The following is a 17,635-nucleotide window of genomic DNA, read 5'->3' as shown; positions in this document are numbered from 1 at the left end:
TGCGCATACGGGAGGATACATGTCTCAGATTCAGGAATTCGAGAAGGTACTTTCGGGCAGCGACAGCAGCGTCGCGGCCTTCGACGAGCACGGCAAGTCGTTCGTCAAGCGCGCCCAGCATTTCCTGCACTCCACGCCGGCGGCGGTGCCGCTGATCGTGCTGGTGCTGTCGGTCATCATCTTCGGCGTTGCCATCGGTGGCCGCTTCTTTTCGTCCTACACGCTGACGCTGATCCTGCAGCAGATCGCCATCGTCGGCATCCTGGGCGCTGCCCAGACGCTGGTCATCCTGACCGCCGGCATCGATCTTTCGATCGGCGTGGTGATGGTCATCTCGGCGGTGGTCATGGGCAATTGCGCCATCACTTATGGCATGCCGACAATCCTGGCCGTGTTGCTCGGGCTTGGCGCAGGCGCGGTTTGCGGCATGCTCAACGGCTTGCTGGTCGCCTATATGAAATTGCCGCCGTTCATCGTGACGCTGGGCACCTGGAACATCGTCATGGCCACCAATTTCATCTACTCGGCCAATGAGACGATCCGCGACGCCGATGTCGACGCTCAGGCGCCGCTGCTGCATCTCTTCGCGCTGAGCTTCAGGGTCGGCTCCGCCGTGCTGACGGCCGGCGTCATCGCCATGGTGCTGTTGGTGCTGCTCTTGTGGTATGTACTCAACCACACGGCGTGGGGCCGCCATGTCTATGCCGTCGGCGACGACCCGGAAGCGGCGAAACTCTCCGGTATCCAGACCAAGTCTGTGCTGATGGCCGTCTATACGCTTGCCGGTCTGATCGCCGCCTTCGCTGCCTGGGTGTCGATCGGCCGCAACGGCTCGATCTCGCCGTCCGCCGCCGTCACCGACTATAATCTGCAAGCGATCACCGCGACCGTGATCGGGGGCATCTCGCTCTTTGGCGGCCGCGGCTCCATCCTCGGCACGCTGTTCGGCGCCATGATCGTCGGCGTCGTCTCGATGGGCCTCAACATGCTGGGCGCTGACCCGCAATGGAAAGTGCTGCTCACCGGTGTCCTGATTATCGGCGCCGTGGCGATCGACCAGTGGATCAGAAAGGTTTCGGTGTAACCATGACCCAGCAGGCTGTTCTCACCGCGCGCGGTCTGACCAAGCGCTACGGCCGCGTGACCGCGCTCAACAACTGCGACTTCGATCTCTACCCGGGAGAAATCCTGGCCGTGATCGGCGACAACGGCGCCGGTAAGTCGACGCTCATCAAGGCGATCTCCGGCGCCGTGCATCCCGATGAAGGGGTGATTGAGCTGGACGGCAAGCAGGTCCAGTTCAAATCGCCCATCGAGGCCCGCGAGGCGGGGATCGAGACCGTCTACCAGAACCTGGCATTGTCGCCGGCACTGTCGATCGCCGACAACATGTTCCTCGGCCGCGAGATCCGCAAACCGGGTCCGCTCGGCAGTTGGTTCCGCATGCTGGATCGTCCGGCGATGGAAAAGCGCGCCCGTGACAAGCTGACCGAACTCGGCCTGATGACCATCCAGAACATCAGCCAGGCGGTGGAGACGCTCTCGGGCGGCCAGCGCCAGGGCGTCGCCGTGGCTCGCGCCGCCGCCTTCGGATCGAAGGTGGTGATCATGGACGAACCGACGGCGGCGCTCGGCGTCAAGGAAAGCCGCCGCGTCCTCGAGCTAATCCTCGACGTCAAGAAGCGCGGCCTGCCGATCGTGCTCATCTCGCACAACATGCCGCATGTCTTCGAGGTCGCGGATCGCATCCACATCCACAGGCTTGGACGGCGTCTATGCGTCGTCGATCCGAAGCAGATTTCAATGTCGGATGCCGTCGCGCTCATGACCGGCGCCAAGAAGCCGCCGGAGGACGCGCTGGCGGCCTGATCTCCGCCCCACCATGGTAATTGGCCCCAGGTGCATCGGATGGACACTCCGTCCTAAATCGATTTAACATTATATGCTGCAGCGCGGCAAACTGGGGTAGGAGAAACGGTGAAAGCCGCTATGATCAGGCCAACCGAACGAGAGGCGATATGAAACCCGCCATGACGATCGAAGCCCCCGCTCTCGACCACCCCGATCCCAGGACGCTCGCCGAGGAAGTCCTGATGTCGCTCAAGTACCGGGTCGGCAAGGACACCACCGTCGCAACGCCCTACGACTGGCTGACCGCCTCGATCAAGGTGGTGCGCGACCGCGTCGTCGATCACTGGATCCAGGCGACCAAGGAAGCCTACGACCAGCAGGAAAAGCGCGTCTACTATCTCTCGCTCGAATTCCTCATCGGGCGCCTGATGCGCGACGCCTTCTCCAATCTCGGCCTGATGGAGAACATGCGCGAGGCGCTGGCTTCGCTCGGCGTGGATCTCGACTTGATCGCCGGCCTTGAACCGGACGCAGCCCTCGGCAATGGCGGCCTCGGCCGGCTTGCCGCCTGCTTCATGGAAAGCATGGCGACGGTCGATATCCCCGCCCACGGCTACGGCATCCGCTATGCCAATGGCATGTTCCGGCAGGAGATCCATGACGGCTGGCAGGTCGAGCTGCCGGAGACCTGGCTCGACCACGGCAACCCGTGGGAGTTCGAGCGGCGCGAACGTTCCTTCGAGGTCGGCTTCGGCGGCTCCGTGGAATCGATCACCTCAAAGGACGGCCGCCTGGAGCGCCATGTCTGGAGGCCCAATGAGCATGTGCTGGCAGTCGCCTATGACACGCCGGTGGCGGGCTGGCGCGCCAAGCGCGTCAACACGCTGCGGCTCTGGTCCGGCATGCCGATCGACCCGATTCTGCTCGACAAGTTCAATGCCGGCGACCACATCGGCGCGCTCGCCGAAAGCAACAAGGCGGACGCGCTGTCGCGCGTTCTCTATCCGGCCGACTCGCACATGGCCGGGCAGGAGCTCCGGCTGCGCCAGGAATATTTCTTCTCGACTGCTTCGCTGCAGGACATCGTCCAGCGGCATCTCAGCCAGTACGGCGACCTGAGATCGTTGCCCGACAAGGCCGCGATCCACCTGAACGACACCCATCCGGCCGTCGCCGTGCCGGAGCTGATGCGGCTTCTGATGGACGTTCACGGCATGGATTTCGACCTTGCCTGGGACATCACCAAGCGTACCTTCGCCTACACCAACCACACGTTGCTGCCGGAGGCGTTGGAAAGCTGGCCGGTGCCGCTGTTCGAGCGTCTCTTGCCGCGCCACATGCAGATCGTCTACGCCATCAACGCCCAGGTGCTCCTGGAGGCGCGGGCCACCGGAAAATTCTCGGGCGAGCAGATCGCCCGCATCTCGCTGATCCAGGAAAATGGCGACCGCCGCGTGCGCATGGGCAACCTCGCTTTCGTCGGCTCGCATTCGATCAACGGCGTCTCGGCGCTGCACACCGAACTGATGAAGGAGACGGTGTTTGCCGATCTCCACAAGCTCTATCCCGACCGCATCAACAACAAGACCAACGGCATCACGCCCAGGCGCTGGCTGATCCAGTGCAATCCGGGCCTGACCGCGCTTGCCCGCGAAGCGATCGGGAACCGCTTCATGGACGACATCGAAGCGATCAAGGATCTCGATCCTCTTGCCGGCGACTCCGCCTTCCGCGAGAAGTTTGCCGCCGTGAAGCGCCAGAACAAGGTGAGGCTTGCAAACCTAGTCGCCGACCGGCTCGGCATCAGGCTCGATCCTTCGGCGCTGTTCGACATCCAGGTCAAGCGCATCCACGAATACAAGCGCCAATTGCTCAACATTCTGGAGGCGATCGCGCTCTACGACCAGATCCGCTCGCATCCCGAGCGGGACTGGATGCCGCGGGTTAAATTCTTCGGCGGCAAGGCGGCGCCGAGCTACCACAACGCCAAGCTCATCATCAAACTGGCCAACGACGTCGCCCGGGTGATCAACGGCGATCCCTCGACGCGCGGCCTGCTCAAGGTTGTGTTTGTCCCGAACTACAATGTCAGCCTCGCCGAGGTGATGATGCCGGCGGCCGACCTTTCCGAGCAGATCTCGACCGCCGGCATGGAGGCTTCCGGCACCGGCAACATGAAGTTTGCCCTCAACGGCGCCTTGACCATCGGCACGCTCGACGGCGCCAATGTCGAGATCAAGGAGCGCGTCGGCGACGACAACATCTTCATCTTCGGCCTCACCACCGCCGAGGTCGCCGAACGCCGCGACAACGGCTACAATCCGCGCGGCGTGATCGCGTCCTCGCCGGAGTTGTCGCAGGCGGTGTCGGCGATCTCCTCCGGCGTCTTCTCGCCTGACGATCCCAACCGCTACCGCGACCTCATGAACGGCCTTTATCAGAGCGACTGGTTCATGGTGGCGGCCGATTTCGACTCCTACGCCGCCTGCCAGCGCGAGGTCGACGACGTCTGGCGCAACAGTCCCGACTGGTACGCGCGCGCCATCCGCAATGTCGCCCGCGTCGGCTGGTTCTCGTCCGATCGCACCATTCGCCAATACGCGAAAGAAATCTGGAACGTACCTGTCTGATGTGATTGCATGAGGCCGCCGACAACGTGGACGTGCATGTCGCCCAAAAGTGCCTAGCCGTTTTGGGCCAACATATGCACAAACCAGAATAGTTCCCAGGGAGGGACGCCGCCTGATGAGGAAGCCGCGCGCGACCGCTGCAACAAGCGGGCCGGACGGACTGGCGCCAGCCGGCGATGTCGCGGCCATTGTCGCCGGAACGCATGGCGATCCCTTTGCCATTCTGGGTGTGCACGCGGCCGGCAAGGGCTTTGTCGCTCGCTGCTTCGTGCCCAATGCCGAATTCGTCACCGCCTATACGCTCACCGGCAAGGAAGCCGGGGAACTCGTGCGCAGCAACGATGCCGGCTTCTTCGAGGGCAAGCTGTCGATCCGCAAGCGTCAGCCGCTGCGCTATCACGCGAGGAATGCCGGCGGCGACTGGTGGCTGACCGACCCTTATTCCTTCGGCCCGGTGCTAGGCCCGATGGACGACTACTACATGGCGGAGGGCTCGCACCTGAGGCTCTTCGACAAGCTCGGCGCCCATATCATCGAGCATGAAAGCGCCACCGGCGTGCATTTCGCGGTATGGGCGCCCAACGCCCGGCGCGTCTCGGTGGTCGGCGCCTTCAACGACTGGGACGGCCGCCGGCACACCATGCGCGACCGCAAGGACACCGGTATCTGGGAGCTGTTCATTCCGGACCTCGGCGCCGGCCAGCCTTACAAGTTCGAGATCATCGGTCCCGACGGCGTGCGCCTGCCCCTCAAGGCCGATCCGTTCGCCTTCGAGTCCGAGCTGCGCCCGGCGACCGCTTCGGTGACGGCGCCGCCGATGGCGCATCAATGGGGCGACGAGGCCCATCGCAGCTTCTGGCAAAAGGCCGATCCGCGGCGCGAGGCGATCTCGATCTACGAGGTCCATGCCGGCTCGTGGCAGCGCCGCGATGACGGCACCTTTCTCAGCTGGGACGAGCTCGCCGCGCAGCTTATTCCTTACGTGGTCGAAACCGGCTTCACCCATATCGAGTTCCTGCCGATCTCGGAGCACCCCTACGATCCGTCCTGGGGCTACCAGACGACCGGCCTTTATGCGCCGACCGCGCGCTTCGGCGACCCCGACGGCTTCGCCCGCTTCGTCGACGGCGCGCATCGTGCCGGCGTCGGCGTCATCCTCGACTGGGTGCCGGCGCATTTCCCCGTCGACGAGCATGGGCTGGTGAAGTTCGACGGCACCGCGCTCTACGAGCATGCCGACCCGCGCCAGGGTTTTCACCCCGACTGGAATACCGCCATCTACAATTTCGGCCGCCGCGAGGTGGTGTCGTTCCTCGTCAACAACGCGCTGTTCTGGGCCGAAAAATACCATGTCGACGGTTTGCGCGTCGACGCTGTCGCCTCGATGCTCTACCTCGATTATTCGCGCAGGTCGGGCGAGTGGATTCCCAACGAGAAAGGTGGGCGCGAGAATTTGCAGGCGGTCAGCTTCCTGCAGAAGATGAACAAGGAGCTTTACGGCCATCATCCCTGGGTGATGACGATCGCCGAAGAATCGACCTCATGGCCGAAGGTATCGCAGCCGGTGCATGAAGGCGGGCTCGGCTTCGGCTTCAAATGGAACATGGGCTTCATGCACGACACGCTGGAGTATTTCTCCAAGGAGCCGATCTACCGCAAGCACCATCACAACGACATCACCTTCGGCCTGGTCTACGCTTTTTCCGAGAATTTCGTGCTGCCGCTCTCTCATGACGAGGTCGTGCACGGCAAGGGCACGCTGCTCCACAAGATGGCAGGCGACGACTGGCAGAAATTCGCCACTCTGCGCGCCTACTACGCCTTCATGTGGGGTTATCCCGGCAAGAAGCTCCTGTTCATGGGCCAGGAATTCGCCCAGCGCCGCGAGTGGAGCGAGGAACGCGCGCTCGACTGGAATCTGCTGGAGCACGCCCCGCACCGCGGCGTCCGGCAGGCGGTGCGGGACTTGAACTACCTCTATCGTTCGCGCCCGGCGCTGCATGCGCGCGACTGCGAGCCGGAAGGCTTCTCCTGGCTGATCGTCGACGATCGCGACAATTCGGTCTTTGCCTGGCTGCGCAGCGCGCCGGACGGCAACCCGATCGCCGTCATTTCCAACTTCACGCCGGTGCCGCGCGAGAACTATCGCGTGCCGCTGCCGAAGGCGGGCGAGTGGCGCGAGATCATCAACACTGACGCCGCCGAGTATGGCGGCTCCGGCACGGGCAATGGCGGCATGATCGTGGCGAGCAGGGAAGGGGGCGGCACGTCGGCGACGATGCTCTTGCCGCCGCTGTCGACGATCATGCTGGAATTCGTCGCGGACGAAGCAAAGGTCCGGACAGCTTAGGAGGGAGGCAAACGATGGCAGAGATCAAGAGAACCCAGCCGCTGGCGCGCGATGCCATGGCCTATGTGCTGGCCGGCGGCCGCGGCAGCCGCCTCAAGGAGCTGACCGACCGGCGCGCCAAGCCCGCCGTCTATTTCGGCGGCAAGACGCGCATCATCGATTTTGCGCTGTCCAATGCGCTCAACTCCGGCATTCGCCGTCTCGGCGTCGCCACCCAATACAAGGCGCACTCGCTGATCCGCCACCTGCAGCGTGGCTGGAACTTCCTGCGCCCCGAACGAAACGAGAGCTTCGACATCCTGCCCGCCTCGCAGCGCGTCTCGGAAACGCAGTGGTACGAGGGCACGGCGGATGCGGTCTACCAGAACATCGATATCATCGAGGCCTATGGCCCCGAATACATGGTCATCCTAGCCGGCGACCACATCTACAAGATGGATTACGAGCTGATGCTGCGCCAGCACGTCGATGCCGGCGCCGATGTCACCGTCGGCTGCCTCGAAGTGCCGCGCATGGAGGCGACCGGCTTCGGCGTCATGCATGTCGACAAGAAGGACACCATCATCTCCTTCGTCGAGAAACCCGCCGACCCGCCCGGCATACCGGACAAGCCGGACCATGCGCTGGCCTCGATGGGCATCTATGTCTTCAAGACCAAGTTCCTGATGGAGCAGTTGCGCCGCGACGCGGCCGAGCCAGGATCCAGCCGCGACTTCGGCAAGGACATCATCCCCTACATCGTCCAGCACGGTAAGGCGATCGCCCACCGCTTCGCCAAATCCTGCGTCCGCTCCTCGCACGAGTCGGAGCCTTACTGGCGCGACGTCGGGACGGTGGACGCCTATTGGGAAGCCAATATCGACCTGACCGATGTCACGCCCGAACTCGATCTCTACGACCGGGATTGGCCGATCTGGACCTATGCCGAATTGAAGCCGCCGGCCAAATTCGTGCATGACGAGGACGGCCGTCGCGGCGAGGCGATCTCCTCGCTGGTGTCCGGCGACTGCATCGTTTCCGGCGCATCGCTGCGCCGCAGCCTGATCTTCACCGGCGCGCGCATCAATTCCTATTCGAAGCTCGAGGAAGTGGTGATGCTGCCCGACGTTCAGGTTGGGCGCAACGCGCGCCTCAAGCGCGTCGTCATCGACCATGGCGTCCACATCCCGGAGGGACTGGTGGTCGGCGAGGATGCGGCACTCGACGCCAAGCGCTTCCGCGTTTCGGAAAAGGGCATATGCCTGATCACTCAGGATATGATCAACAAGCTGTCAACCTGATAGGGTTGATCGGCAAGTTGTCAGCCTGATCAACAAGCTGTCACTTTAGCCGTGGATCTTAGGCGCATGCAGGTTCTGTCCGTCACGCCCGAAATCTTCCCGCTGATCAAGACCGGCGGGCTTGCCGACGTGACCGGTGCCCTGCCGATCGCGCTCGCCAGCAAGGGCGTGGCGATGCGCACGCTCATCCCCGGCTACCCGGTGGTGATGGACGCCTTCAAGAAAAAGAAGGCCGTCTACCAGTACCCGCTGCTGCAGGGCGGCAAGGCTTCGGTTCATGCGGTCAAGATCGGCGAGCTCGAGCTCTTCGTGCTCGACGCGCCGCATCTTTTCGACCGCCAGGGCGGGCCCTATGGTACCGCCTCCGGCTCCGACTGGCCCGACAACTGGCGGCGCTTCGCGGCGCTGAGCCAGGTCGGCGGCGACATCGCCGGCGGCGCGATCTCCGGCTACCAGCCAGATATCGTGCATGCCCATGACTGGCAGTCGGCAATGACGCTCGCCTATATGCGCTACGGCAACGCGATCGGCGTGCCGTCGCTGATCACCGTGCACAACCTTGCTTTTCAGGGACAGTTCGGCTCCGGCATTTTCGGCGAGCTCGGCCTGCCGGGCGTGGCGATGCAGCTCGATGGCGTCGAATACTATGGCGGCGTCGGCTTCCTCAAGGCCGGCCTGCAGGCCGCCTGGGCGATCACCACGGTGAGCCCGACCTACGCGCAGGAAATCCGCTCGCCGGAATTCGGCATGGGCCTCGACGGCCTGATCAACATGCGCGCCGTCGACCTCTACGGCATCGTCAACGGCATCGATGTCGACATCTGGAACCCGGCGACCGACAAGCACCTGGTAGCCAACTACTCGGCCGAGACGCTGGAAGCGCGCGCCCTGAACCGCAAGGCCGTGGAGGACCGTTTCAGTCTCGAGCCTGACGACAGCCCGATCGTCTGCGTGATCAGCCGTCTGACCTGGCAGAAGGGCATGGACATATTGGCCGCGGTCGTCGACGGCGTCGTTCAGCGCGGAGCACGGCTGGCGGTTCTGGGCTCGGGCGATGCCGGCCTCGAAGGCTCGCTGCTCGCCGCGGCCGCGCGGCATCGCGGCCGCGTCGGCGTCGTCATCGGCTATGACGAGGCGCTCTCCCACATCATGCAGGGCGGTTGCGACGCCATCGTCATCCCTTCACGCTTCGAGCCCTGCGGCCTGACCCAGCTCTATGGATTGCGCTATGGCTGCGTGCCGGTCGTCGCCCGCACCGGCGGCCTCGCCGACACCATCATCGACGCCAACGAGGCGGCACTTTCGGCCGGCGTCGCCACCGGTTTCCAATTCGCGCCGAACAATGGCGGCGCCCTCCTGCACGCCATCCGTCGCCTGGTCGAAGCGCATGCCAGACCAGCCGCCTGGGCCTCGCTCCAGCGCCAGGGCATGAAGGCCGACGTTTCCTGGGACAAGAGCGCCGAGAAATATGTCGAACTCTATCGCTTGCTGCTTTCAAAAAGGGCTGCCTGAAGCATGATACGGACCGTCCCCACCAAACCCTATACCGACCAGAAGCCCGGCACCTCCGGCCTGCGCAAGAAGGTGCCCGTCTTCCAGCAGGAGCACTATGCCGAGAACTTCATCCAGTCGATCTTCGACGCTCTGGAGGGTTTTCAGGGCAAGACGCTGGTGATCGGCGGCGACGGCCGTTTCTACAACCGCGAGGTCATCCAGACGGCCATCGCCATGGCCGCTGCGAACGGCTTCGGCAAGGTGATGGTCGGGCAGGGCGGCATCCTGTCGACGCCAGCCGCGTCCAACATCATCCGCAAATACAAGACCTTTGGCGGCATCATCCTGTCGGCCAGCCACAATCCGGGTGGCCCGCACGAGGATTTCGGCATCAAATACAATGCCGGCAATGGCGGCCCTGCGCCGGAGAAGATCACCGACGCGATCTTCGAAAAGACCAAGACGATCTCGAGCTTCAAGATCGCCGACATCGGCACCGTCGACATCGACACAATCGGCACCTTCCAAGCCGGCGGCATGACGGTCGAGGTGTTCGACCCGGTCAAGGACTATGCCGAGCTGATGGAGAGCCTGTTCGACTTCGACGCCATCCGCGCCAATTTCAAATATGGCTTCCGCATGCGCTTCGACGCCATGCACGCGGTGACCGGCCCCTATGCCAAGGAGATCCTCGAGCGTAGGCTCGGCGCCCCGAACGGGACCTGCCGCAATTTCAAGCCGCTGCCCGATTTCGGCGGCCATCACCCCGATCCGAACCTGGTCCATGCCAAACATCTCTATGACGAGATGATGGGGCCGGACGCGCCGGATTTCGGCGCCGCTTCCGACGGTGACGGCGACCGCAACCTGATCATCGGCAAGGGCATCTTCGTCACGCCCTCGGATTCTCTGGCGATGCTGGCCGCCAATGCGCATCTGGCGCCCGGCTACAAGGAAGCCCTGAAGGGCATCGCCCGCTCGATGCCGACCAGCGGAGCGGCCGATCGCGTCGCCGAGAAGCTCGGCGTCGGCATCTACGAGACGCCGACCGGCTGGAAGTTTTTCGGCAATCTGCTCGACGCCGGCATGGCGACGATCTGCGGCGAGGAAAGCGCCGGCACCGGTTCCAACCATGTGCGCGAGAAGGACGGGCTGTGGGCCGTGCTTCTGTGGCTCAACATCCTCGCTGTGCGGGGCGAGAGCTGCAAGGACATCGTCACCAAGCACTGGGAAACCTACGGCCGCAACTATTATTCGCGCCACGACTATGAGGAGGTCGAGACAGACCGCGCCAATGCACTGGTCGACGAATTGCGCGCCAAGCTCGGCTCGCTGCCCGGCACCAGCGTGCGCGGCATGAAGATCGCCAGCGCCGACGACTTCGCCTATCACGACCCGGTCGACGGCTCGGTGAGCAAAAACCAGGGCATCAGGATCCTGTTCGAGGGCGGCTCGCGCGTCGTGCTCCGGCTCTCCGGCACCGGCACTTCCGGCGCCACGCTGCGCGTCTATATCGAGCGTTACGAGCCCGACAAGGCGAGGCATGACCTCGACACGCAGGAAGCGCTCGCCGACCTCATCGCCGCCGCCGACGACATCGCCGGCATCAAGAGCCACACCGGTCGCAACAAGCCGAGCGTGATTACTTGAAAGTGGTGAGGATTTCCCCTTCTCCCCTTGTCGGAGAAGGTGGCCGAGCGAAGTTCGGACGGTTGAGGGGTGCTCCAGCTTGGCGCAAACCCGTGTCCAGAACATCGACGCCTCATTCCTTCCAACGCCCCTCATCCGTCTCGGCGCTGCGCGCCGATCCACCTTCTCTCACAAGGGGAGAAGGGGAGACGCCCGCATGACCCTCGGCGCCATCATCACGCCTGAAGGCATCCGCTTTGCCGTTTGGTCCTCATCGGCCAGGCGTCTTTGGGTCTCGCTCTTCGACGACAGCGGCGCGCGCGAGATCGACCGGCTGGAACTCAAACCGGAAGGCGAGGGCGTGCATGCACTCCTTGTCCCCGGCCTTGGGAACGGCACGCGTTACGGATTTCGCGCCGACGGTGACTACGTGCCGGAGCGCGGCTTATGGTTCGATCCGAACAAGCTTCTCGCCGACCCCTACGCCGTCGAGGTCGATCGTCCATACCAATATCACTGGAGGCTGGCCGCGCGGCGCAATGAAGGCGCCGACACTGCGCCGCTCATGCCGAAGGCCGTGGCGCGCTCTTTGCCTGAGCCTGTGCCCGCGAAGCCGCTGCTGTTCCGGCCCGGCGGCCTGATTTACGAACTCAACGTCCGCTCCTTCACCAGGCTGCATCCGGACGTCCCCGAGGCCCAGCGGGGCACCATCGCGGCGCTTGCCCATCCGGCTGTCGTCGAGCATCTGAAGCGTCTCGGCGTCTCCGCCGTCGAGTTGATGCCGATCCCGGCCTCGATCGACGAGCGCCATCTGCCGCCGCTGGGGCTGAACAATGCCTGGGGCTACAACCCCGTCACCTTCATGGCGCTCGATCCGCGCCTGGCACCGGGCGGCCTGAGCGAATTGCGCGATACCGTCGCGGCGCTGAGTGAAGCGGGTATCGGCACGATCCTCGACCTCGTCTTCAACCACACCGGCGAAAGCGACCGGCTCGGGCCGACACTGTCGCTGCGCGGCCTCGACGCCCGGACCTATTACCGGCACATGCCGGACGGCCGACTGGCCAATGACACCGGCACCGGCAACACCGTCGCCTGCGACCACCCGGTCGTGCAGAGGATGGTGCTCGATACGCTGCGCCATTTCGTCCGCCATGCCGGCGTCGACGGCTTCCGCTTCGATCTAGCGCCGGTGCTCGGCCGCGTTGACGGCACGTTCGATCCGGAGGCGCCGCTTCTCGAAGCCATCGCCGGCGACCCCGTGCTCGCCGACCGCGTGCTGATCGCCGAGCCATGGGATATTGGCGCGACCGGCTACCAACTCGGCAATTTCCGGCCGCCATACCTTGAATGGAACGACCGCTATCGCGATGACGTCCGGCGCTTTTGGCGCGGCGACGCGGGCGCGATCGGCGCTTTAGCCACGCGGCTTGCCGGTTCCTCCGATGTGTTCGGCGGGGCGGGGCAGCCGGTGAGCCGCAGCGTCAATTTCATCGCCGCGCATGACGGCATGACGCTGGCCGACATCGTTGCCTATGAGAAGAAGCACAATGCGGCCAATGGCGAGCACAATCGCGACGGCCACAATGACAATCTGTCGTGGAACAGCGGTGTCGAGGGCGAGACGGATGACGCCGAAATCGCCAAGGCCCGCTTCGATGACCAGCGCGCGCTGCTTGCGACGCTCTTTGCCTCGCGCGGCACCATCATGCTGACCGCCGGCGACGAGTTCGGCCGCACACAGAAGGGCAACAACAACGCCTATGCGCAGGACAACGCCATCACCTGGCTCGACTGGGCCGGCCGCGACCGGGCGCTGGAGCGGTACACAGCAGCGCTTGGGCAACTGCGCCGTGCCTTTCCGCCGTTATCCGACACGAATTTCCTGACCGGCAAAGCTGCAGACGGAATGGAAATCCCGGACGTCGAGTGGTTGACCGAGACCGGCGCACCGCTCGGCGAGGCCGACTGGAACGATCCCGGCCGTCACCGCCTCGTCATGATCCTCGGCGATAGCCAGCGCGGTCGCCTTGCCGTCATGGTCAATGGCGACCGCCGCCAATGCGTCTTCTCCTTGCCGCTGCGACATGGCTACGAGTGGCGTCCGGCGATCGACACGCGGGCGATCGACCTTGCGCGGCCGCTGCCCGGCCGCACCGTCAATTTCATGATCGAGCGCAGGGCGGCCGGAAAGGCCCGTGCCGGGAAGGGTTCGTAATGGCTGGTAACAATGCCGAATGGTGGCGCGGCTGCGTGATCTACCAGATCTATCCGCGCTCCTTCCAGGATACGACCGGCGACGGCAGCGGCGATCTCAAGGGAATAACGTCGCGTCTTGCCCATGTCGCTTCGCTCGGCGTCGACGCCGTCTGGCTCTCGCCCTTCTTCAAGTCGCCGATGGCCGACATGGGCTATGACGTGTCGGACTATCGCGATGTCGATCCGATGTTCGGCACACTTGGGGATTTCGACGCGCTGGTCGCCGAGGCGCACCGGCTTGGCCTCAAGCTCATCATCGACCAGGTGATCTCGCATTCGTCCGACAAGCACGAATGGTTTGTCGAGAGCCGCGCCAGCCGCGACAATGCCAAGGCGGACTGGTATGTCTGGGCCGACGCCAAGCCGGATGGCAGCGCGCCCAACAACTGGCAATCGCTGTTCGGCGGGCCGGCCTGGGAGTGGGACGCCACCCGCCGGCAATACTACATGCACAATTTTCTCACCGCGCAGCCGGATCTGAATTTCCACAATCCGGAGGTGCAGGATGCGGTCCTTGACACCGTGCGCTTCTGGCTGGAGCGCGGCGTTGACGGATTCCGGCTGGATACCGTGAACTACTATGTCCACGACCGCTGGCTGCGCGACAACCCTCCGCTGGCTTCAAGCGTCGCCGGCACCAACGTCGCCACCACCACCTACGCCTTCCAGGAGCATCTCTTCGACAAGACTCGCCCCGAGAATCTCGATTTCCTGAAGCGCTTGCGCGCGTTGCTCGACGAATATCCGGACCGTGCCGCCGTCGGCGAAGTGGGCGACGAGGAGCGCTCGCTGCAGACGCTCGCCGCCTACACCTCCGGCCGCGACAAATTGCAGATGTGCTACACCTTCGACCTGCTCGGCCCGCAATTCTCGGCCGCCCATGTGCGCGGCTGCGTCGAGGCGTTCGAGAACGCGGTTGCCGACGGCTGGGTCTGCTGGGCCTTCTCCAACCACGACGTCATGCGCCATGTCAGCCGCTGGACGCAGCCGGGCGAAAATCCTGATGCGGTAGCGAAATTCGCGATCGCGCTGCTGTCCTGCCTGCGCGGCTCGATCTGCCTCTACCAGGGCGAGGAGCTTGGGCTGGAGGAAGCCGAGCTTGCCTATGAGGACCTGCGCGATCCGCTGGGCATCCGTTTTTGGCCGGGCGTGAAGGGCAGGGACGGCTGCCGCACCCCGATGGTGTGGCAGGCCGGGGCCGAAAATGGTGGCTTCTCCGTGGGCAAGCCCTGGCTGCCGGTACCGCCGTCGCATCGCGCCCGCGCGGTCGATGTGCAGGAGGGCGAGGACGGTTCTGTCCTTGCCGCCTATCGCTCGATGCTGGCCTTTCGCAAGCGCCATCCGGCGCTGATCGCCGGCTCGATCCGGTTCCTAGAGGCGGAGGGCGATGTGCTTGCTTTCATCCGTCAGCGCGAAAACGAGAACTTGTTATGCGTCTTCAACTTCGCTGGTGAGCCGGCGAACTGGGCGCTGCCGGCCGAGATCAGCGATGTCGAGATAACGGTTCTTGCCGTAGACGTCGCCGGCGTTCTTGGCGGTGTTCTCGGAGAAATTGCGCTGGCGCTGCCGCCTGTAGGGTGCTTCGTCGGGAGAATTGGCTGACGGTCGCTACTGCACCAGCACCGAGCGTCCGCAAGTCGCGCCGGTGACCCGCACATCGGCCTCGCCGACATGCACGCCAAGCACCGCAAGCACATTGTAGACGAGGTTGTCGACCGGCGCGGTGACGCTGTTGAGCAGCGTCGTCACCGCCGGCTTCACCGTGCCGAGCAGGGTGGTCGCGTCGAGACCGAGGCCGAGCGCGTTGACCGTCAGCGACAGGTTGTTCACCAGCGAGGCGGTGAGCGACTGCGTCAGGTTCTTGGTCGACACTGTCTTGATCGCCTTGTTGGCGATCTCGGTGGCGCTGAAGGTCAGGTTCGTCGGCGCCATGCTGGTGACCGAGAAGGCCGACGATCCCTTGATCTGCAGCAGATTGAGGTTGATCAGCATCATCTTGAGGCTGACGTCGGCGATGTCGGCGTCGCTGAAGGATTGCGGCTTGCCGAAATCCGCGAAGCCGCTGGCGTTGCTGTCGGCGAGATGGGCCGCGACGACGCCCGGCTGCGCGGCGATGGAGACCTTGATGCTGGAGCGGCCGGTCGGGCAGCTGATGTCGGTCAGCTTGGCTTCGGCATAAGCGACCTCGATATTGAGCGGCAGGTTGACGGCAAGCAGTTTGACGCCGCCGCCCAGATTAATGCCGGCTGTGCCATTTCCGGTGCCGTTGCCGAAGCCATTGCCGTTGTTCCCGTTCCCAATCCCGACGCTGGCATTGAGCTTGATGCGCGTCTGCGCCGTGCGCACCACCGTGCCCAATTCTCCCACCGCCAGCCATGGCGAGGACTGCATGGGTTCGCCGATGGCGACCTGGAGCGTCGTCGATGTCAGTCCCGGTATCGTCGCCCCGAGGTCGACCGTAACCTTGTTCGTGCCGTTGGCGAGCGCCGCGGCTGCGCTCAGCATGCTCATGGCGCTGGCGCTGACCGAAAGCCCGGCGGGCTTCTGTCCGAGCCCCAGACTGCCCACCGAACCGAGGTCGACGAGATGGCTAAGCGGGATCTTGACCGAGTTGGTGGCGCTCAAGGCCAGAGTCTGCAGCGCGAGCTTGGCGGTGCGGTCGAGCCCGGGCACGTTGGCCATCGCGGTGGCGATCTGGCCGACCGTTGCCTTCGAGCCGAGCACATCCGAATAGGTAACACCGGTCAGACGCAGCTGCGTCGCCAGCGCATCGGTGAAGGAAAGCACGTCGACATCGGCCGAGATCAGCGAATTGTAGTCCATCACGCTGAGCGAGAGGTTGCCGCCCAGAAGCGCGCCGAGCAGCGCGTTGAGGATGCCGCCATTGACGCTGGCGAGCCGCGATCCGACCGAGAATGCTGCTGCGGGCTGGGCGCTTGCGGTGGCTGTCGTGCCGATCACCGGCGGGGCCATCACCGAAGCGGCGAAATAGAGCGTGCCGAGCTTCTTCATCGACACCTGGACGGCATTGTAGGGCAGCTTGCCCGCTTCGAAGCGGCTGCCGGCCGCGATGGAACTGACCCCCGAATAGCGTCCGGGCACGACCTCGACGACCGCCTTGCTGGCGGTCGGCACGATGTTGGTGCCCTGCTGCTGCACGGCGACGGACGTGATTCCGTTGTCCTTCAACGTCGTCAGTACGGCTTGCTGGGCTTTGTTGATGTTGGCGGCGGCGGTGATCGCGGCGAGGTCGACGATCGACTGCGCGGCGCGGCGTTCGTTATAGAGCGAGCCCTCATCGATCGCGAACGCGGTCAGCGTCAGCGCCACTGGCGTGCAGAGCGCGGTCATAACCGCGAAATTGGCGCGCCCATCGGCGATCAGCCGTCGCGCAGCGTCCATCACTCCCCCCGCGGAGTAGCGCATCATATGCCTCCGACCCGGATCGTCGACTGGCGCTGGATCGTGGTCCCCGCCAACGGCAGTGTCCGGAACAGGCTCCAGATCGGCAGGTCGCGCGCGTCATAGCTGACTGAGACGATGAACTGGCTGCCGTCGACGGTACTGTCCTTGGCGTCCACCGTCAGCTTTTTCGGGTCGACAAAAGCATAGCCCGCGACGTCATGGCTGATGAAATCGGTGACCAGCGCTTGGCGCTCCGTCTGGTTGAGGCCGGCGATCGCCGTTCGCGCCGCGTCCGCGGCGATCTGCTGGACCGAATGGCTGGCGCCGAAATAGATTCCGTATGCAACCATTCCGAGCAACAGCAGGATGAAGATCGGCGCCAGCATGGCGAACTCGACCGCCGATGTGCCCGCGGCGTCAGCCCGGAAACGGAACCAAGGAGCAAGGAAATTTCGGTTCTTCAGCATGGGCCGGAGAATGCCAAAACCTGCTTGCAAAAACAGAAAACGGCTGGAACAACCGAAAGGTGCACACAGTTGAACGGGGCGCCTAAGCTTTAGATATCGCTGTTTTAGCGAAACGCTGCTCACTCAACGTCAAGCAGCGGGCAGTTGAAATAAGATATTCCTCTGTCTAGTCTCCCGCCACCAGCCGCCGGAAGGGAACCGGGGGCGCGCTCAAAAGGGACCCGTTGACGGTTCCGGGGCGTCAACACTCAAGGCGTGGTTGAGGGGCCG

General features: G+C 64.2%; 11 protein-coding genes. 9 read left to right on the top strand and 2 right to left on the bottom strand.

Annotation, left to right across the window (positions count from 1 at the left end):
* The first annotated feature begins 19 nt into the window (after positions 1–19).
* The 9 genes from CK224_RS10040 to CK224_RS10000 all read left to right on the top strand — a co-directional run bounded on the left by CK224_RS10040 (position 20) and on the right by CK224_RS10000 (position 15,095).
* A complete protein-coding gene (locus CK224_RS10040; protein WP_095781658.1) occupies positions 20–1,084 on the top strand; it encodes an ABC transporter permease in 1,065 nt (354 codons plus the stop codon).
* Positions 1,085–1,086: 2 nt separating this feature from the next.
* Positions 1,087–1,869, top strand: coding sequence for an ATP-binding cassette domain-containing protein (locus tag CK224_RS10035; RefSeq protein WP_066997791.1), 783 nt, complete (start codon positions 1,087–1,089; stop codon positions 1,867–1,869).
* A gap of 149 nt (positions 1,870–2,018) precedes the next feature.
* Positions 2,019–4,481, top strand: coding sequence for a glycogen/starch/alpha-glucan phosphorylase (locus CK224_RS10030; protein WP_095781657.1), 2,463 nt, complete (start codon positions 2,019–2,021; stop codon positions 4,479–4,481).
* A gap of 115 nt (positions 4,482–4,596) precedes the next feature.
* Entirely contained in the window at positions 4,597–6,831 is a 2,235-nt protein-coding gene (glgB, locus tag CK224_RS10025; protein WP_095781656.1) for a 1,4-alpha-glucan branching protein GlgB, read from the top strand.
* 14 nt (positions 6,832–6,845) lie between these two features.
* Entirely contained in the window at positions 6,846–8,111 is a 1,266-nt protein-coding gene (gene glgC / locus CK224_RS10020) for a glucose-1-phosphate adenylyltransferase (protein WP_095781655.1), read from the top strand.
* A 66-nt stretch (positions 8,112–8,177) separates the two neighbouring features.
* Positions 8,178–9,623, top strand: coding sequence for a glycogen synthase GlgA (gene glgA, locus CK224_RS10015; RefSeq protein ID WP_095781654.1), 1,446 nt, complete (start codon positions 8,178–8,180; stop codon positions 9,621–9,623).
* A 3-nt stretch (positions 9,624–9,626) separates the two neighbouring features.
* Positions 9,627–11,255, top strand: a complete 1,629-nt coding sequence (locus CK224_RS10010) for an alpha-D-glucose phosphate-specific phosphoglucomutase (RefSeq protein ID WP_095781653.1) — start codon at positions 9,627–9,629, stop codon at positions 11,253–11,255.
* Between the two features lie 196 nt (positions 11,256–11,451).
* A complete protein-coding gene (gene glgX, locus CK224_RS10005) occupies positions 11,452–13,452 on the top strand; it encodes a glycogen debranching protein GlgX (protein WP_095781652.1) in 2,001 nt (666 codons plus the stop codon).
* Complete coding sequence (locus CK224_RS10000; RefSeq protein ID WP_066997768.1) at positions 13,452–15,095, top strand: alpha-glucosidase family protein; 1,644 nt, start codon at positions 13,452–13,454, stop codon at positions 15,093–15,095. Before glgX ends, CK224_RS10000 begins: the two co-directional genes overlap by 1 nt.
* Positions 15,096–15,101: 6 nt before the next feature.
* On the opposite strand, the gene CK224_RS09995 is transcribed toward CK224_RS10000, so the two are convergent.
* Both CK224_RS09995 and CK224_RS09990 read right to left on the bottom strand, forming a co-directional pair.
* The gene (locus CK224_RS09995; RefSeq protein ID WP_095781651.1) at positions 15,102–16,922 is read right to left on the bottom strand and encodes a pilus assembly protein TadG-related protein; all 1,821 of its coding nucleotides are present in this window, start codon (positions 16,920–16,922) and stop codon (positions 15,102–15,104) included.
* Positions 16,919–17,488 (bottom strand): TadE/TadG family type IV pilus assembly protein, encoded by a 570-nt coding sequence (locus tag CK224_RS09990; RefSeq protein ID WP_245425866.1) that lies wholly within the window; start codon positions 17,486–17,488, stop codon positions 16,919–16,921. The genes CK224_RS09995 and CK224_RS09990 overlap by 4 nt, the downstream gene beginning before the upstream one ends.
* Between the last annotated feature and the right edge of the window lie 147 nt (positions 17,489–17,635).

The sequence above is a fragment of the Mesorhizobium sp. WSM3862 genome (genome assembly GCF_002294985.1).
Classification (GTDB): Bacteria; Pseudomonadota; Alphaproteobacteria; order Rhizobiales; family Rhizobiaceae; genus Mesorhizobium.
The sequence above is the reverse complement of the archived record's forward strand: the minus strand, read 5'-3'. Positions and strand labels throughout refer to the sequence as shown.